The organism is Cryobacterium sp. AP23, from assembly GCF_054075385.1.
In genome coordinates, this window is the sequence record NZ_CM133415.1 from 56,519 (window position 1) to 71,175 (window position 14,657).

The following is a 14,657-nucleotide window of genomic DNA, read 5'->3' on the forward strand; positions in this document are numbered from 1 at the left end:
AGCAGGCCGGACATGGTTCGTCACATCTGCCGAGTGCGGCTTGGAGGCCTCTATGACAGTTCTGGATTCGTTCGACTCGCTTCAACAAGAGATCAATGCTGACGTCGATGTTGTTCAGGTCGCACGGCACAGACGTGACACGTTCAAGGCCGCACTTAGCTCTGCCCCGGACGTGAAGATCGTATGGGGGTCGGGGTCGCTGGCGCGAAGCACGCAGTTGCAGCCTGTGCATGACGTCGATCTCGTCGTCGAGTTCGACGCCATTGAGCATCCCGACTGGGGGCTTGACGGCGATTCGGCCGGGGAAGCCATCGAGCGGTGCCGTCATCTCGTGCACGAGCTGCTCTCAGTTGAGAACGGGTCGTACGCCCAGCTGGTGCGGCAGGTAAACACCGCCGAACGGAACCGGGCTGCGAAGTGCTTCATAGATCCGCCGGACGCGAAGAACGCGTTCACGGTGGATGTCATGCCGGCGTTGCGCCGCGCGGACGGGATCCTCATACCGTTCAAGAGCGAGCGCCGCTGGACACTTGCTGACCCGGAATGCCTCATCGATCAAGTCGCAGACCGTCAGCAAGAGTGGGACCAGTTCCGACCGCTGGTTCGCATGCTGAAATACTGGTCGCGACAGCACAAGGCTGACACCGGTCGCGTTAAGTCACTCGTCATGGAGGTGCTGGCCCTCGACTGCCTTCATGAGGGGAACCGGCCCGAGGCCATCAAGAACTTCTTCGTCGAGGCATCCACGCACAGCCTTCAAATCGAGGACCCAGCTGGGCTTTCCGGGGTAATTCAACCGGATCTCGACATCGCGGGGCTACGCCGTGCGTTTGAGGACGCGGCCGTATCCGCCGCCGCCGCGGTGCGAGGGGTGGCGAACAATGATCAGCCGACCGCAAGCCAGCACTGGCAAGACGTCTTTGGGGACGCATTTCCGCTCGTAATTTCGCTGGCCGGTGGATCCGACTCGGGGCCCCGGCCGATTCGGGATTCGCCGCAGGGATGAATGTCCCCGCGCGCACGTGGTGGGAGGACGATCCCGCGCGCCTGAATGCGGAGATTGCCGATGTGCAGGGAGTTGCGCCCTTCCTCACTTGGACGGCAGAGGGGGCAGGTCGGTTCGAAGGACCGCTGCCGCTGTGGCCGTTCTCGCGGCCCGCGCCCGGGGACATCAGTGACCTGTTGGATCCGTTCGTCGTGAGGGTCGAGTACGGCCATGCTTTCCCCGCCGCGCCGCCGCAAGTCCTCCCACTGATTCCGCAGCCGATTCCAACCATCCGCGGCTTCACGGAGTTTCACGTCCTCCCCAGCGGCCGCCTTTGCCTTCTCCGAGACGCGGATCAGTGGTATCCGTGGTCTAGGACCAGCGAGCTGCTGCTAAAGGCATCTGGCTGGGCAGTTGAATTCGCGCTCCTCCAGGCTGAAGCGATCACCAAGATGTCAGTGAGCGGCATCGTTACCGACACGACGTACGATGACGCAATCTTCGCGACGATCGAGGCGATGAATTTATGAGCGGCGCGGAATGGCTGGTCCTTCTCCCACAGGAGGCTAAAGAAGTTATCGAGATGGGCGACAGTTGGGGACGCCTGACGTGCCGGATCTCCGGCCCTGATCGGGCAGCGCTCGTTGTCGCGCTCTCCAACGAGGATTCTGACAGAGTTCCTGTTGCCTCGGACCCGGGTCACTTTTTGATGACCGCGGACTTCCAGCCGGCGGGCTATTGGTATGCCGTCCCGGCCGAGCTCGTACTCATCGAGTATTTCCTAATCCGGCAGTCGAGGGGGCTTTCCTTCGATGAGTTCCGGGTGCTCGTGCCTAGGGCAGAGCGCCCTTCCGCGGGGGAGTGGTCGATCGCGGTTACGTACTGCGTCGGGCCGCCAGCGGTCTCGGAGGACGGGCCGCTACCGGCTTGGTCCGCATGGCGCGTTACGGAGTCACTTGTGGAGCCCATCGCTCTTGACGTCCGCGACGGGAAAGAGCTGATCGATGCCCTCAACGAACTTTGGCCGACTCGGGCGCTGGCAAGCAAACGTGTCCTCCTGTTTGGCGCCGGTAGCATTGGTGGTGCAGCCGCCGGAGCCCTTGCTAGCTACGGGGCCGGGCAGATCGACGTGGTCGACCCGGACCGCATGTTGTTTCATAACGTCCCGCGCCACATCTTGACCACCAAACACGTCGGCATGACCAAGGTTGATGCGCTTACGCAGACGCTCGGTACAGCTTGGCCAGAGTGTCACGTTACACCGTGGCGCATCGATCTCGTCACGAGTGCAGATGTCATCAGGCCTTTGCTCGACGAGACAGACATCGTCGTCTGCACCGTCGATGGCGTGGAGGCAAGACGAGTGGCGAACTACCTCGCGCGGCGAGCCCGAAAACCGATCGTGTTCGCCTGCGTCCTGGGTGACGGCCGGTACGGTGAGATCCTGCGGATCAGGCCGATGCCCGAAGTAGGATGCCTCGAGTGCCAGCGTCGGCGTCTGCGCGAGGAGGGCCGAATGGACCTCGAGCCAACTCTCGACCGAGGCTACGGCACGGGAACCCGACACAATCCCATGACGGCAGTGGGCGGCGATCTTCACCTAGTCGGACAGCTAGCTGCCAAGATCACCGTTGCCACCCTCCTACGCGCCCAGGGCGAACTCGATCAGACCCTCGTCCGCGACAACCTCGTGATCGCTCTCCGTCCAACTCCGGGGTACGCCGATCCGTTCGACGCCACAAGAATGCTCGACCAGAGGTGGTACCAAGCAGGCCGCCCTTTTGACGATTGCCCGGCATGCAACGCGGCATGAAGCTCGAGATTGCCCCTACAGCGCTCGAGTCGATCAGATCGACGATTCGCTCGAGCGATTCTCAGCTGGAGACAGGTGGCGCGCTATTCGGCCCGGCCAACGGCAGCAGGGTATCGCATGCTGCCCGGCCCGGGCCGCTCGCAGAGCACGGTCCTTTATTCTTTCGTCGAGACATTGCGTTTACGGAACATGAAGCGGAGCGTCTATACCAAGCCGATGGCTCGCAGTGGATCGGCGAGTGGCACACCCACATCAACGTGCCACCGGCACCCAGCGACGTTGACCTTCGTACCTACGTGAAGCACGTCACGGACCGCGAACTCGGATTCAATCGATTCGTGGCTCTCATCGTCTCGACGGCGGTACCCCAGCCGATAATTGCTGCCTGGGTACTTGAACGCCGGAGCGGTCAGATCACGTTGACAGATGCGGGGTCTACCCCGCTCAACTTCTTGACGAAGCCAGGACAGCTGCAGGGAGACTAGACCGGACTCGACCTACCGTCAGATCGCCACAAATTACTCGGGTGGAGCACTGAGTAGTGCGGCTGGAATTCGCTGGAATTCATTGAAGAAACGCAGGAGATCGTCTGCGCCCGCGACCGCCATGCACAGCTTAGATGGCGGGTTGCCCGACCTCGGTGTTCTCGCCAGCGACGACGAAGGTTTTGGTGAGGGCGCCTAACTGCTGGGTTGATGCTCAAGCGATGTCTCGCCAACAACATGCAGCCCCCGAAGGCGGTTCAAATGGTCATCATTTAGTCATCAGAATCATTTCCAGCGGACCCGAATCGACCGAGTAGGATTGGAGGCAGGGAACCGCCCGGTTCCCTGTAAACACAAGGGAATCCGCCAGTTTTCGGAGATTTTCGGGAGAACCCGAGTTAAGGCTAGAACCTTACAGGGGGTCGCAGGTTCAAATCCTGTCGAGCCCGACATAAGGCCATTAACGAAACTTCACGAACCCGGCCACGAGGTTGAAATAGAAATTGCTCCTGAGGATCTCAGGAGCGATTTCTTGTTTTCGCGTAACTCAAGTGCCTAGCCTGCATGGACTGGGATTTGGGTGCTTCAGCTCTTGGGCTTCGAGTGTTTACGTGCTCGCCGCTCCGGAATGGAAGTGCTTGGTCAAATGATGGCCACGGCCACACGAGAACACTGCCTAGCTGTGGAGCCAGCCAAGCGAGTCCCTGCTAATTGGCGAAACTCTTCCGCTACAAGAATGCCCTTCTTTGAAGGGAATGATTTACAGAGGCCCTCATTCGAGCTTTCGAACGCATTGACCGCTGAGGAAACGCCCCTCGAAGGGAAGCGCTCCATCTGGCCAAGCGGTGCTTTCGTCGTAGCACACGAAATCCTGGCCGCTCATTTTCGGGTCGACGGCAAACGTTTGGTTACTGAACTCTGCTCCGGAGAAACGCGTGCCACGCACGTATGTAGTGCTGAGGTCGGTGTTCCTCAGGTCTTCCCAGCGTAGATCCGCACCATCGAGGCTGGCACCCTGCAGCGTTGCACCATCCAAGCTCGCTCCCAGAAACGTGGCCTCTTCGGCTGCGGCTGAGGTCATGTCCGCGCCTCGAAGATCCGCGTCGATGAAAATAGCACCCTCTAGATTTGCTGACCGGAAGCTGGTGTTCTTGAGTATCGCGCCCTTGAAATTGGCGCCCCTTAGATCCAAACCGTCTAAAACTTGTCCGGACAGATCCATCGAACCGAAGGGTCTTTCTGTCAGATCTGTAGACGAGCGGTCGCGAACGAAGCGCAAATTCTCGCGCCGGTCCGCTTCGCTGGCCAGTGTGCGTGCGGCCGCCGCCTCACGATCAGACCTCTGATCATCAATTACTGCTTGACCCCAAATGGTCCCAACAGCAACCACCGCGCCAGCAATTAGTCCCACGAGTACCTCCCTTACCCATGCGCGACCAAGCATGGTTCGGAAGGCGAGGAACGGTGCATTGGGAACGCTGGAGTGCGGAGGGTACCGCCCTGTCGGTGGCATGCAGAGATGATATGCCGGTAGATCAAACGCGTATACGGCGACAATGACGACTGACCGGACCCGAGGATATGCGAGACGGCGCCCTCATGCCGACTTTCATACTCGGCGCGGAGGGCATTCAGAACGTCGGTACCAACTGGTCGGACAGCCGGACGCCTTCACTGACGCGTAGCGAGTCGAGATGGAAGCATCCACTCGCGACGTGTGAGGAATATGATCTCGCCATGGACCGCAGGTGATCCGCAAGAGCCACGTCCAGAAACTGGCCACGATACGTCGGCAAAGGCGACGCAGCGCAGCGGCCACACCGTGCGATCTCGAGTTCTTCCGCTTCTCAGGGAATCCCGCTTCGGACCGCTACGCTCATCGACTGGCATGGGCGATAGGTGACCAACGGTATGCGATGAGACGACTTTCCGAGACGCTCGGGGCAGGGGCACCAAGTTCAGCGACTAGGTCCGGCTCAGCGCTTCCTCTTCGGCCGCAACGTTCTTCTGCACGGCGAACTGGGTCCGGTGCAATTCCTCGTAGCGCCCACCCACAGCCCGCAGTTCCTCGTGCGTGCCGCGCTCCACGATCGAGCCGTCCTCAACCACGAGAATCAGGTCCGCGCTGCGGATGGTGGAGAGGCGGTGTGCGATCACCATCGCCGTGCGTCCCTCGAGCGCCTCGCTGAGCGCCGCCTGCACGGCGGCCTCAGACGTCGAGTCCAGCGCCGCCGTCGCCTCGTCGAGGATGACGACGCGGGGCTGGGCCAGCAGGAGCCTCGCGATGGTCATCCGCTGGCGCTCGCCCCCGGACAGGCGGTAGCCACGCTCTCCCACCATGGTGTCCAGCTGGTCCGGCAGGGACCGGATGAGTGGCTCGAGCCGCGCGCGGCGGACGGCGTCCCACACCTCGTCGTCGGACGCCTCCGGCCTCGCGAGGCGCAGATTGGAGAGGATGGTTTCGTGGAACAGGTGGCCGTCCTGCGTCACCATGCCCAGGCTGTGTCGCATGGAGGCGAAGGTGGCATCGCGGACATCCGTGCCCGCGAGGCGCACGGCGCCGCTGTCGACGTCATACAGGCGCGAGAGGAGCTGCGCAATTGTGGACTTGCCGGCACCGGACGTACCAACGAGGGCGACGGTCTGACCCGGCTCGATCCTGAAGGACACGCCGTGCAGCACCTCCTCGCCGCCGCGGGTGTCGAGCGTGGAAACTTCCTCGAGAGAGGCGAGGGACACTTTGTCCGCAGACGGGTAGGCGAAGCGGACGTTGTCGAACTCGACGGACACCGGACCTTCGGGGATGGCGACGGCGTCGGGCTTCTCTTTGATCAGCGGGTCGAGGTCCAGCACCTCGAAGACCCGCTCGAAGCTGACCACCGCGCTCATGATCTCCACCCGTGCGTTCGCGAGGCCGGTCAGCGGCGCGTAGAGGCGGGTGAGGAGCAGCGCCAGGGTCACCACGTCACCGGTATTCAGCTGGCCGGCGAGTGCGAGGGTGCCGCCGAGCCCGTACACGAGCGCGAGGGCGAGAGCGGAGACGAGCATCAGTGCGGTGAAGAAGACGAACTGCAGCATCGCGGTCCGCACCCCGATGTCGCGGACCCGGGCGGCGCGGACACGGAACTCCTCGGCTTCCTCGTCGGGCCGGCCGAACAGCTTGACGAGGGTGGCGCCGGGCGCCGAGAACCGCTCGGTCATCTGCGTGCTCATGGCGGAGTTGTGATCGGCGGCCTCGCGGCGCAGCGCGGCGAGGCGGCCGCCCATGCGGCGCGCGGGGACCAGGAAGATGGGGAGCATGATCACGGCGAGAACCGTCACGAGCCAGGACGTGCTGAGCATGACGATCAGGGTGAGGATCAGCGCCACGAGGTTCGTGACCACGCCGGACAGCGTGCCGCTGAAGGCCTGCTGAGCGCCGATCACATCGTTGTTGAGGCGGCTCACGAGGGCGCCCGTGCGGGTGCGGGTGAAGAACGCGATCGGCATCTTCTGAACGTGGTTGAAGACGGCGGTGCGGAGATCCAGGATCACGCCTTCGCCGATCCGCGCCGAGTACCAGCGCGTCACGAGTGAGACGCCGGCGTCGGCCACGGCCACGACGGCGATGACGACGGCGAGCCACACGATCGTGCTGACCGCGCCCTGGGCGACGATGACGTCGACCACCTGGCCGGCGAGTACCGGCGTCGCGACCGCGAGGAAAGCTCCCACGACGGAGAGGGTGATGAAGATGAGCAGCTTGGACCGGTAGGGCACCGCGAACTTCATGATCCGCCGCACGGACTCACGGGAAAAGCCGTGCTTGCCGTCCCTGGCGGTAGAGATCTTGTACAGCGAGCTCCAGGCCGCGCCTTCCATGCTCATTGAGGTTCCTTCCGTGGGCAACAGTCCAGTTTAGATGGCGGGTTGCCCGAGCTCGGGGTTCTCCCCAGAGGCGGGCCGAACGATCACTGCCATAGCTGCGCCGGACTCGCTCGCGGCAACGCTGGTCTTAGGGTGAAGCCATGGCTCGCATCCGAAGCACCGCGCTCGTTCTCTCACTGGTCTCGCCTCTCCTGTTCGGGCTTACCGGCTGCGCTTCCCAGCCCGCCGATGCCCCTGGTTCGCCGGCCGATGCATCCGGCGGCACGCTCACCGAGTGGTCGAGCATCACCGAAACGATTGCGCGATCGATCCAGCCCACCTTCGACGCGTTCGAGGGAACGTGGGACGTGCAGCGCGCCGCGCCACCGGAGTCCGCCTGCTGGACCGAGTCAGAGGACTTGAGTGGAACCCCGCACTGGGAGGAGAGATCGGAAGGCTACGAAGTCGCCTTCTTCGCAAAGAACTCCTGGTTCGACATGGACGAGGACCCGTGGACAACCGCCGAACGCTACGCGCGGGTCTGGACGTCAACCTTCCCTGCCACCAGCTTCGACCCGGATCACGACTTGTTCGCCTACGGGGCTCAGCTCGCTGGACTGGTTGACAGCGAGCAACTGCGAGTGACGGGTGGGTTCGACGGCGACAACTGGATGTACCTCGTAGAGGTGTCCTGTGACACCCCCGGGTTCCGGGCCCCAGCGCCGGGGGTCTCGATCGAGCCCTACGCACACCCGTAGGCAGTTGCCTCAGGTCACTACGTGGTTGGTAACGGCACCGGGACACGTTCTCGAGAGTGATTGCTCGTTGGGTCGAATCAGCGACCGTGGCGGCGACTGAGCGCACTGGTCGTTAGCCGCGCGTACATGAACATGTCGCACGGTTTACCTCCGATACGCTCCCACGCGCGGAGTAGACCCTCGCGTTCGTAGCCGGCGCGCTCAGCGGCTCGCCAGGAGCCGTCATTCCAAGGCTCAACGTACAGTTCGATTCGGTCGAGTTCTGCATGGTTCAGCGCCCACGTCGTCAGTACGCCGAGCGCCTCCGTGGCGTAACCGTTGCGTCGTTGTGACGGCGTAATCCAATATCCAACGCTGGCGCGCGCGCCGGCACCTGGTCGGAAGAACAGTCCGATATGCCCTACCGCGATGTCTGAGGTGTCTGCGATTGCAAAGACGTACCCCTCGCGTGTGGCTAAACGCTCTCGCTGTCGAGCGATGAACGCTAGGGCCTCGGATTCACCATCCGTTGACGGAACTGTCGTCAGGATTGGGATCAGGGAGTCGTGTGACGCTTCTTGTACCGTCGATACGTCGGAGTTTCGCCATTCACGCAGAATCAGTCGTTGGCCGTAAAGCGGGGGCAGCTCAAGGGGCTCAACAGTCATATCGCGATCATTTCAGACGTTCCCGCTATCGGGTGAACCGAATGATCAGCGCGCTTAAGCTAAAACCTAGTTCTGGAGGCGAAACCATCACGCGGTAACCGACCTAGGAGATTCGATGGGAGAAGTTCTACGACTCCTGAGCCAAAACAGCTTGTTCTTTCTCATCAGCGGAGTGGCACTCCTCATCGTTCCCGGCATGCTGGCGTGGTGGGTGATCGCGCAGACGGTCAATTCCGATCGAAAGGATGCGGGGAGCCAGCGATTCGTGGGGCGTTGGCACTTTCTACGCTTCGGCCCCACGGCTCCACTGCTGAGCCTGATCGCGTGCATCGGTGGAGCAGGACCAGTCGTCATTTTCCGGTACGCACTCTCAAGCGACATTTATATCGCGTGTGTCGGCTTGGGCTTTCTCGGCCTAACAGCGTTTCTCATGAGCATGCTTCTTTGGGCCTATGCCAGCGACCCTGCGGAAACGGCAAGAAGCGGTGCACCCGGTAAATCCGCCAGCCGTTGAGCTGCTGTTTCGTCACATTTGTTGAGGGTCTGGTCGCTGCACAGAAGCGATGCCACGTGATCCGCAGTCAGCCCGCACGAGCGCTCCAGCGGCAATGATGGCTGCGAGCAGCCCCACGATGTGGACGGTGAGGGTGGCCCAACCGTGTTCGGGGAGGAGGAATCCGTAAGGGACCCAGCCGTCGGTTGCGCCTCGGATCAGAACCGCGATCAGCCACAGCGCCGGATAGGGAAGGAGTAGCCAGAGCCTTCGCCAGGGTAGGCGTGGGCGGTCACCGATGAGGAGCCAGTCGCATCACGATGCCGCTGCCGGCACGGCCGATCCCGACCAGGGGAGAGGTCGGGCGTAGGGCTACGTCAGGCATCACAGGCGACAGCCTAGCTAGGGCCGTCCGGGCGAGTTCGGACTATGCCGACTTCGACGTGCGTCTCGGCCTGCGTCTGCGGATTAGAAACTCGTCATGTGTTGTTCTTCCAATCGACCATCATGTGCGGCCCCGGGCGGTATCAAGCTTGTGATGTGGAAGACATCCGCGGGGGAAGTCGAACAAGTGAGGGATTTCGATGAACTACGCAGAGCTGTTCTCGGTTGTCGTGGCGGGCCCTGCGTTGTGGGAGGTGCGGCATGAAGTCACCAATGAACTGGCCGGCGTCATCCAACGCACGCCTCAAGGGTTCTTGGTGAGGAACGACGAGACGCACCCGATTGGCAGCTTCGACTCGATCACCAGCGCGCTCGAGGGCCTGTACGCGGTGGCGTGAAGCAGTCGCGTCGGGCGATGACACGGGCGAAGTCCGCAAGCGCCCGGGGCGCGCCTGCCAGGTCAGCGCGCAGCCGGTTGGATTCTCAGTAGACACCCACCCGGAGTTAACCTCGTGCTTACCTTGATGGCGGACGCTGAGTCCATGATCGCTATGACAGCTACCGTGCGCCCGCTTGAGTCGCTCAATGCTTTCCCTGCCTTGGGTCAAAACCTTCGCCGGCATTATGAACACACTCTCCTGTTCACGGACCAGATGTTCGTGATCTTCCCTGGTGTCGGCGTCGTCCTTGTGACTGAACGGCAGCGGAAGTACCGGTTCGAGATCGTCGGATCAGATTTGGCCAGCATGGCCGAACGAGTGGTTGGTCTGGAGGCCGACGTCCGGAAGGAAAGCGGAGGCCAGCATGTGAGTTTTGAGTGGGCCAGGGCGGCGAGCATCCCGGTGCCTTTCCGTTAGTTCGCAACCCGAGGACCGCAGCGGGATTCCACAACTTGATCCCGACACGCAGCGAAAGTTCACCTTCAGGCAGTTGCCCCGGGAGCACCCGCGCTGAACAATGTCCTCATGAGCGAGCTAGACGAAACTCAGGCCATCGACCAGGTGATCGACCGGCTGTCGCAACGGTTTCCGAGCTTGGAGCGCGAACACATCGCGGACGTCGTCCAAGAGGAGCACGGGCAACTGGAGGAGGGTCGGGTTCGTGACTTCGTTCCCGTCCTCGTCGAAAAGGCAGCGAAGCGACGGCTGAAGAAAGAAGCCAAGGCATCGAGCGCCCTGGTCGAAGAGCCGGAAGCGCAGGCTCCGACACCCGACAGTGACCCAGATCTGGACCCGATGGAAGTCGAGCGTGCAAGCCGCGAAGCTCACGGCAGTCACTTGTTCGGTGGTCTTCTCGGCAGTCCCAGCGAGAACGAACGCTGATGACCGGCCTTAGAAGGAGAGAGCAGCAGAGCGGCGGAGTCGGTGCATGTCGCCTGCGTGTTGCCGGTAGTGCTGTGGAGCTTCACCGACGATCCGCTTGAAGGCGTTGCTGAATGCGCTGTCCGATCCGTACCCGAGTTGCGCGGCCAGGGCGCCGATCCGCACGTCGGGATCTTCCAGTGCGTGCTGCGCGAGCACCATCCGCCACCGCGCTAAATAGGTAAACGGAGGCTCGCCAGCCGCGCGGCGAAAGCGCTCGGAGAACACGGTACGTGACATGCCGGCCGCCGAAGCGAGTTCCGCGAGCCCCCACGACCGCCCCGGTTCCGCGTGCATCCGGCGAAGGGCCGGTGCGAGGCTCTCATCGGCGAGGAGTCGCAACCAACCGATGGTGGGCTGCTCCTGTTCGAGGTAGGCGCGCAAGACCTCGAGGAGGAGGAGTTGGGCATTCTGCCGGATGGCGAAGGCCGATCCGAGGCGTGTCCCTGAGGCTTCCTCGAACAGTCGCTTCACAAGCCCACCGGACAGGGAGGGGGCACGTCCTGCCGCCGCGACGTGCACAAGTCCAGGCAGCGCGTTCCGGAGCAGTTCGGACCCCGCTGGGCTCACCCGGATCGCACCACCGACGAGGACATCGTCGTGCTCGAGATCTGCAGTCGCAAGGCTCGTCGCGTCGAAGCTCGTCTCCGGGAGGAGGGATGTCGGTTCCGCGACGCCGGTACCGCCCTGGATCGTGAGGCGGGTGCGGTGGCTCAAGAGCACCACATCGCCGGGCATCAGATTGATCGGCCCGTCCGGGCCGCCGGGCCCATCCGCCCATACTGTCGCCGCTCCCGCGACAAGAGCGATCAGTTTGAAGGGCCGCGAGAGCTCGCCCTGCGATATCCAGGGACCATTTATTGCAAACCCGCCCGTCATCATGCCCTCGACCTCGATCCGCTCGAACACGTCGGAAAGGACGTCCCTATCAAGGCTGCTAGTCATTTCCGTATTATCGCGCATAAAAAGCGGATCATGGATTATTCCGGGTACCGGATTGAGCACGCAGACTGAAGTCATGATCGAACAGCAGATACCACTCAACACTCCCTTTACAGCCGCGTCCACATCGGCCGACATCCTCGCGGGCATCGACCTCACGGGCAAGAACATCATCGTCACCGGCGGCCACAGCCGGCTCGGCAGCGAGGTCAGCAGGGCACTGGCCGCGGCTGGCGCGTCGGTGACCGTCGCCGCACGTGACCCGGAACGCGCCGCCGCCGCCGTAGCCGACATCGAGGGCGTGATCATCGAGCAGCTCGATCTGACCGACCCCTCCTCCATCGATGCGTTCGTCGCCCGGTGGCTCGCGACCGGCAAGCCGTTGCACGTTCTCGTCAACAGCGCCGCCGTCGTTCTCAGCCCGGACTACCGCCTGGACTCACGCGGGCACGAACTGTCATTCTCCACCTCGCACCTCGGCCACTTCCAGCTCACCCGCGGACTCCTGCCCGCCCTGCGGGCCGCGAACAACGCGCGGGTGGTGAACGTCACCTCGGGGGCCGCGCGTTTCGGTGCGATCATGTGGGCCGACCTCGACCTCTCCAACGGCTACAACACCGCTGTCGCGTACGGCCAGGCCAAGCGCGCCAATGTGCTCTTCACGGTCGAACTCGACCGCCGATACGCCGACGAGGGCATCCGCTCGTTCGCAGCGCACCCCGGTGTCATCATCGGCCCCGGCCCGCACAGCCCCGAGCGCGCTGCATCTTTCCGCGCACAGGGTCTGGTCGATGAGGACGGCAACACCATCATCGATCCCGAGGGCGGCAAGAAGACCGTCGAACAGGGGGCCGCGAACCTCGTTTTCGGCGCAGCGAGCCCGCTGCTCGACGGCATCGGTGGCCTGTACCTGAAGGACAACGATGTGTCGGAGATTGACGACACCGATCACCCGCTCAGCGCCACGAGCATCCCGAGCATGGCGAACTCGGCCATGCTCAACGCCGCCGACGCGCGCCGACTTTGGGACCTCAGCGAGCACCTCACCGCCTGATCCATTTCTCATTCGTTCCAGCCGGTCTGGGCGAGGACCGCCTCCCCGCGGAGAGCCGTACTCGACCAGACTCGGCGGAATGTGGACCTCCGGCTGACTCTCTGGCGCCGGTACGATCCTGAGGAATCCTTGCGCCCTCCCGATGTATGCGCATACACTCGTCGGAACGTGCTTAGCGCGCCTCAGATGGGCCCGGTCATCCGGTGATCGGTCACCCGGCGCCGACGCGGTCAAAGACGACACGAAGGAACACGCTGTGAAACGAACACCAAAGATCGCCGTGATGTGCGCCGCCCTGGTGGCGGGAACGCTCATCATTGCGCCGAGCGCCACCGCCGCCCCCGGCACATCGAAGGGGCCCGCGACCCCTGGTCCCTCCGGAGACGAGGCTGTCCTACAGGGCTACGCAGTCGACACCTGGGCCTCCCTGGCCGCCATGACCGACAAGAAGACCGGTCTCCCCGCGGACAAGCTGCAGGGCGACCTGTCCGAGCCGAGCGAGAACACCAGTCCGACCAATATCGGTGGCTACCTGTGGTCGGTCGTCTCGGCGCGGGACCTCGGCATCATTAGCAAGCAGGATGCCTTCAAGCGCATCAAGTCCACCCTCAAGACCCTCGAGCGGATCGAGCGGCACGAGCCCAGTGGCATGTTCTACAACTGGTACTCGCCGCGCGACGGTCACAAGCTCACGACCTGGCCGGGTAGTGGCGACCCCGTCGACCCGTTCCTCAGCTCGGTCGACAACGGCTGGCTCGCCGCGTCCTTCCGCATCGTCGCCGAGGCCGAACCCCGCCTCGCCCGATCGGCCGATGCTCTCTACGCCAGCATGGACTTCGGCTACTTCCACAATCTCGAGGGCGGAGCGAACGCCGTCAACGGCGCCGGCCTCAATCGCGGCGGTTTCTGGGTGACACCCCCTCCCGGTTGCAGCGTTCCCGGCAACTACGGCGACGACGGCTCTGAGCTCTACTACACCTGCCACCACTACGACACGAGTGTGAGCGAAGCGCGCATCGTCAACTACCTCGGCATTGCCAACGGGCAAATTCCTGCTGAGGCCTATTACGGAACCCTGCGCACGATGCCCGATCAGGGCTGCGACTTCGCCTGGCAGGAACAGAAGCCCACCGGCGAAACGAGAGAATACCTCGGTGTGCCCGTCTACGAGGGCGTCTACGAGTATCGCGGGATGAAACTCGTCCCGGCCTGGGGCGGCAGCATGTTTGAGGCGCTGATGCCCGACCTGCTCGTGCCCGAAGCCGACTGGGGGCCGCAATCCTGGGCCGTGAACCACCCGGCGAGCGTGCGCGCCCAGATCGAGCACGGTCTCGACGAGGCCGGCTACGGCTACTGGGGGTTCTCCCCGGCGAGCGATCCATTCGGCGAGTACGCGGAGTACGGAGTCGAGGGAGTGGGCATGAGCACCGACGGCTACGCCTCCGACCGGGAGCGAACCAACGTCGATGCCGGCTACGACGGATGCCGCGAGGCCAGCAACCCGAACCCCGAGTTCGGTGATGGCGTCGTGACGCCGCACGCATCATTCCTCGCCCTGGCGTACGACAAGCCGGCCGCGCTGAGCAACCTCGCGGGCATCAAGAACGACCTGGGCGCCTATGGGCCCGGCGGCTTCTACGACGCCGTCGCGACGCAGAGCGGCACCATCGCCGACCGGTACCTCTCCCTCGACCAGTCGATGATCATGGCCGCGATCGCCAACGACCTGCTCGACGACCGGCTCAAGGACTACTTCGTCGACGACGCCTTCGAGGCGGCGGTGCGCCCGCTCGTCGAAGCTCAGATCTTCGGTTCGAAGCTGGAGTAACCGGACCCCGCCCCGCCCCGCCCGTCCGGCGGGGCGGGGCGGTGTCCCATCCCGTCGGGGC

Annotated in this window: 16 protein-coding genes; 11 read left to right on the forward strand and 5 right to left on the reverse strand. The window is 63.3% G+C overall.

Annotated features, from left to right (window positions below; all coding sequences use genetic code 11):
- Nucleotides 1–52 precede the first annotated feature (52 nt).
- The 4 genes from ACU5E9_RS00255 to ACU5E9_RS00270 are packed head-to-tail and all read left to right on the forward strand — an operon-like array spanning nt 53 to nt 3,283.
- Entirely contained in the window at nt 53–1,006 is a 954-nt protein-coding gene (locus tag ACU5E9_RS00255; RefSeq protein WP_456811650.1) for a hypothetical protein, read from the forward strand.
- Nucleotides 1,003–1,515, forward strand: coding sequence for a hypothetical protein (locus ACU5E9_RS00260; protein ID WP_456811651.1), 513 nt, complete (start codon nt 1,003–1,005; stop codon nt 1,513–1,515). The genes ACU5E9_RS00255 and ACU5E9_RS00260 overlap by 4 nt, the downstream gene beginning before the upstream one ends.
- On the forward strand, nt 1,512–2,798 hold the full coding sequence (locus ACU5E9_RS00265; RefSeq protein WP_456811652.1) for a ThiF family adenylyltransferase: 1,287 nt from the start codon (nt 1,512–1,514) through the stop codon (nt 2,796–2,798). Before ACU5E9_RS00260 ends, ACU5E9_RS00265 begins: the two co-directional genes overlap by 4 nt.
- Complete coding sequence (locus ACU5E9_RS00270; RefSeq protein WP_456811653.1) at nt 2,795–3,283, forward strand: Mov34/MPN/PAD-1 family protein; 489 nt, start codon at nt 2,795–2,797, stop codon at nt 3,281–3,283. Before ACU5E9_RS00265 ends, ACU5E9_RS00270 begins: the two co-directional genes overlap by 4 nt.
- A 772-nt stretch (nt 3,284–4,055) precedes the next feature.
- On the opposite strand, the gene ACU5E9_RS00275 is transcribed toward ACU5E9_RS00270, so the two are convergent.
- Together ACU5E9_RS00275 and ACU5E9_RS00280 are read right to left on the reverse strand one after the other, a co-directional pair.
- Complete coding sequence (locus ACU5E9_RS00275; protein WP_456811654.1) at nt 4,056–4,694, reverse strand: pentapeptide repeat-containing protein; 639 nt, start codon at nt 4,692–4,694, stop codon at nt 4,056–4,058.
- Nucleotides 4,695–5,248: 554 nt separating this feature from the next.
- Nucleotides 5,249–7,150, reverse strand: coding sequence for an ABC transporter ATP-binding protein (locus ACU5E9_RS00280; protein WP_456811655.1), 1,902 nt, complete (start codon nt 7,148–7,150; stop codon nt 5,249–5,251).
- A 140-nt stretch (nt 7,151–7,290) separates the two neighbouring features.
- On the opposite strand from ACU5E9_RS00280, the gene ACU5E9_RS00285 reads away from it, so the two are divergent.
- A complete protein-coding gene (locus ACU5E9_RS00285) occupies nt 7,291–7,887 on the forward strand; it encodes a hypothetical protein (protein ID WP_456811656.1) in 597 nt (198 codons plus the stop codon).
- Between the two features lie 77 nt (nt 7,888–7,964).
- Here the strand turns inward: ACU5E9_RS00285 and ACU5E9_RS00290 are convergent, their stop codons facing one another.
- Complete coding sequence (locus tag ACU5E9_RS00290) at nt 7,965–8,534, reverse strand: GNAT family N-acetyltransferase (protein WP_456811657.1); 570 nt, start codon at nt 8,532–8,534, stop codon at nt 7,965–7,967.
- A 115-nt stretch (nt 8,535–8,649) separates the two neighbouring features.
- Between ACU5E9_RS00290 and ACU5E9_RS00295 the strand changes: the two genes are divergently transcribed.
- Nucleotides 8,650–9,048 (forward strand): hypothetical protein, encoded by a 399-nt coding sequence (locus ACU5E9_RS00295; protein WP_456811658.1) that lies wholly within the window; start codon nt 8,650–8,652, stop codon nt 9,046–9,048.
- Between the two features lie 12 nt (nt 9,049–9,060).
- Here the strand turns inward: ACU5E9_RS00295 and ACU5E9_RS00300 are convergent, their stop codons facing one another.
- Nucleotides 9,061–9,327 carry a Pr6Pr family membrane protein gene (locus ACU5E9_RS00300; RefSeq protein WP_456813466.1) on the reverse strand — a complete coding sequence of 89 codons (267 nt, stop codon included), beginning with the start codon at nt 9,325–9,327 and terminating at the stop codon, nt 9,061–9,063.
- Nucleotides 9,328–9,611: 284 nt separating this feature from the next.
- Here ACU5E9_RS00300 and ACU5E9_RS00305 point away from each other — a divergent pair, with 284 nt between their 5' ends.
- The 3 genes from ACU5E9_RS00305 (at nt 9,612) to ACU5E9_RS00315 (ending at nt 10,733) form a co-directional block, all read left to right on the forward strand.
- Nucleotides 9,612–9,809, forward strand: coding sequence for a hypothetical protein (locus tag ACU5E9_RS00305; RefSeq protein ID WP_456811659.1), 198 nt, complete (start codon nt 9,612–9,614; stop codon nt 9,807–9,809).
- Nucleotides 9,810–9,953: 144 nt separating this feature from the next.
- Nucleotides 9,954–10,268 (forward strand): hypothetical protein, encoded by a 315-nt coding sequence (locus tag ACU5E9_RS00310; RefSeq protein WP_456811660.1) that lies wholly within the window; start codon nt 9,954–9,956, stop codon nt 10,266–10,268.
- Between the two features lie 108 nt (nt 10,269–10,376).
- Nucleotides 10,377–10,733 (forward strand): three-helix bundle dimerization domain-containing protein, encoded by a 357-nt coding sequence (locus tag ACU5E9_RS00315; protein ID WP_456811661.1) that lies wholly within the window; start codon nt 10,377–10,379, stop codon nt 10,731–10,733.
- Between the two features lie 9 nt (nt 10,734–10,742).
- On the opposite strand, the gene ACU5E9_RS00320 is transcribed toward ACU5E9_RS00315, so the two are convergent.
- Nucleotides 10,743–11,717, reverse strand: a complete 975-nt coding sequence (locus ACU5E9_RS00320) for an AraC family transcriptional regulator (RefSeq protein ID WP_456811662.1) — start codon at nt 11,715–11,717, stop codon at nt 10,743–10,745.
- 73 nt (nt 11,718–11,790) lie between these two features.
- Between ACU5E9_RS00320 and ACU5E9_RS00325 the strand changes: the two genes are divergently transcribed.
- Nucleotides 11,791–12,768 (forward strand): SDR family NAD(P)-dependent oxidoreductase, encoded by a 978-nt coding sequence (locus ACU5E9_RS00325; protein ID WP_456811663.1) that lies wholly within the window; start codon nt 11,791–11,793, stop codon nt 12,766–12,768.
- 283 nt (nt 12,769–13,051) lie between these two features.
- Complete coding sequence (locus tag ACU5E9_RS00330; protein ID WP_456813467.1) at nt 13,052–14,596, forward strand: glucoamylase family protein; 1,545 nt, start codon at nt 13,052–13,054, stop codon at nt 14,594–14,596.
- Nucleotides 14,597–14,657 lie beyond the last annotated feature (61 nt).

What these genes read in the sequence shown, in the direction of transcription:
- ACU5E9_RS00285 (WP_456811656.1), top strand. Translation starts at nt 7,291, where the DNA reads ATGGCTCGCATCCGAAGCACCGCGCTCGTTCTCTCACTGGTCTCGCCT.
- ACU5E9_RS00305 (WP_456811659.1), top strand. Translation starts at nt 9,612, where the DNA reads ATGAACTACGCAGAGCTGTTCTCGGTTGTCGTGGCGGGCCCTGCGTTG.
- ACU5E9_RS00290 (WP_456811657.1), bottom strand. Translation starts at nt 8,534, where the DNA reads ATGACTGTTGAGCCCCTTGAGCTGCCCCCGCTTTACGGCCAACGACTG.
- ACU5E9_RS00255 (WP_456811650.1), top strand. Translation starts at nt 53, where the DNA reads ATGACAGTTCTGGATTCGTTCGACTCGCTTCAACAAGAGATCAATGCT.
- ACU5E9_RS00280 (WP_456811655.1), bottom strand. Translation starts at nt 7,150, where the DNA reads ATGAGCATGGAAGGCGCGGCCTGGAGCTCGCTGTACAAGATCTCTACC.
- ACU5E9_RS00295 (WP_456811658.1), top strand. Translation starts at nt 8,650, where the DNA reads ATGGGAGAAGTTCTACGACTCCTGAGCCAAAACAGCTTGTTCTTTCTC.
- ACU5E9_RS00325 (WP_456811663.1), top strand. Translation starts at nt 11,791, where the DNA reads ATGATCGAACAGCAGATACCACTCAACACTCCCTTTACAGCCGCGTCC.
- ACU5E9_RS00310 (WP_456811660.1), top strand. Translation starts at nt 9,954, where the DNA reads ATGATCGCTATGACAGCTACCGTGCGCCCGCTTGAGTCGCTCAATGCT.
- ACU5E9_RS00265 (WP_456811652.1), top strand. Translation starts at nt 1,512, where the DNA reads ATGAGCGGCGCGGAATGGCTGGTCCTTCTCCCACAGGAGGCTAAAGAA.
- ACU5E9_RS00270 (WP_456811653.1), top strand. Translation starts at nt 2,795, where the DNA reads ATGAAGCTCGAGATTGCCCCTACAGCGCTCGAGTCGATCAGATCGACG.
- ACU5E9_RS00315 (WP_456811661.1), top strand. Translation starts at nt 10,377, where the DNA reads ATGAGCGAGCTAGACGAAACTCAGGCCATCGACCAGGTGATCGACCGG.
- ACU5E9_RS00320 (WP_456811662.1), bottom strand. Translation starts at nt 11,717, where the DNA reads ATGACTAGCAGCCTTGATAGGGACGTCCTTTCCGACGTGTTCGAGCGG.
- ACU5E9_RS00330 (WP_456813467.1), top strand. Translation starts at nt 13,052, where the DNA reads ATGTGCGCCGCCCTGGTGGCGGGAACGCTCATCATTGCGCCGAGCGCC.
- ACU5E9_RS00260 (WP_456811651.1), top strand. Translation starts at nt 1,003, where the DNA reads ATGAATGTCCCCGCGCGCACGTGGTGGGAGGACGATCCCGCGCGCCTG.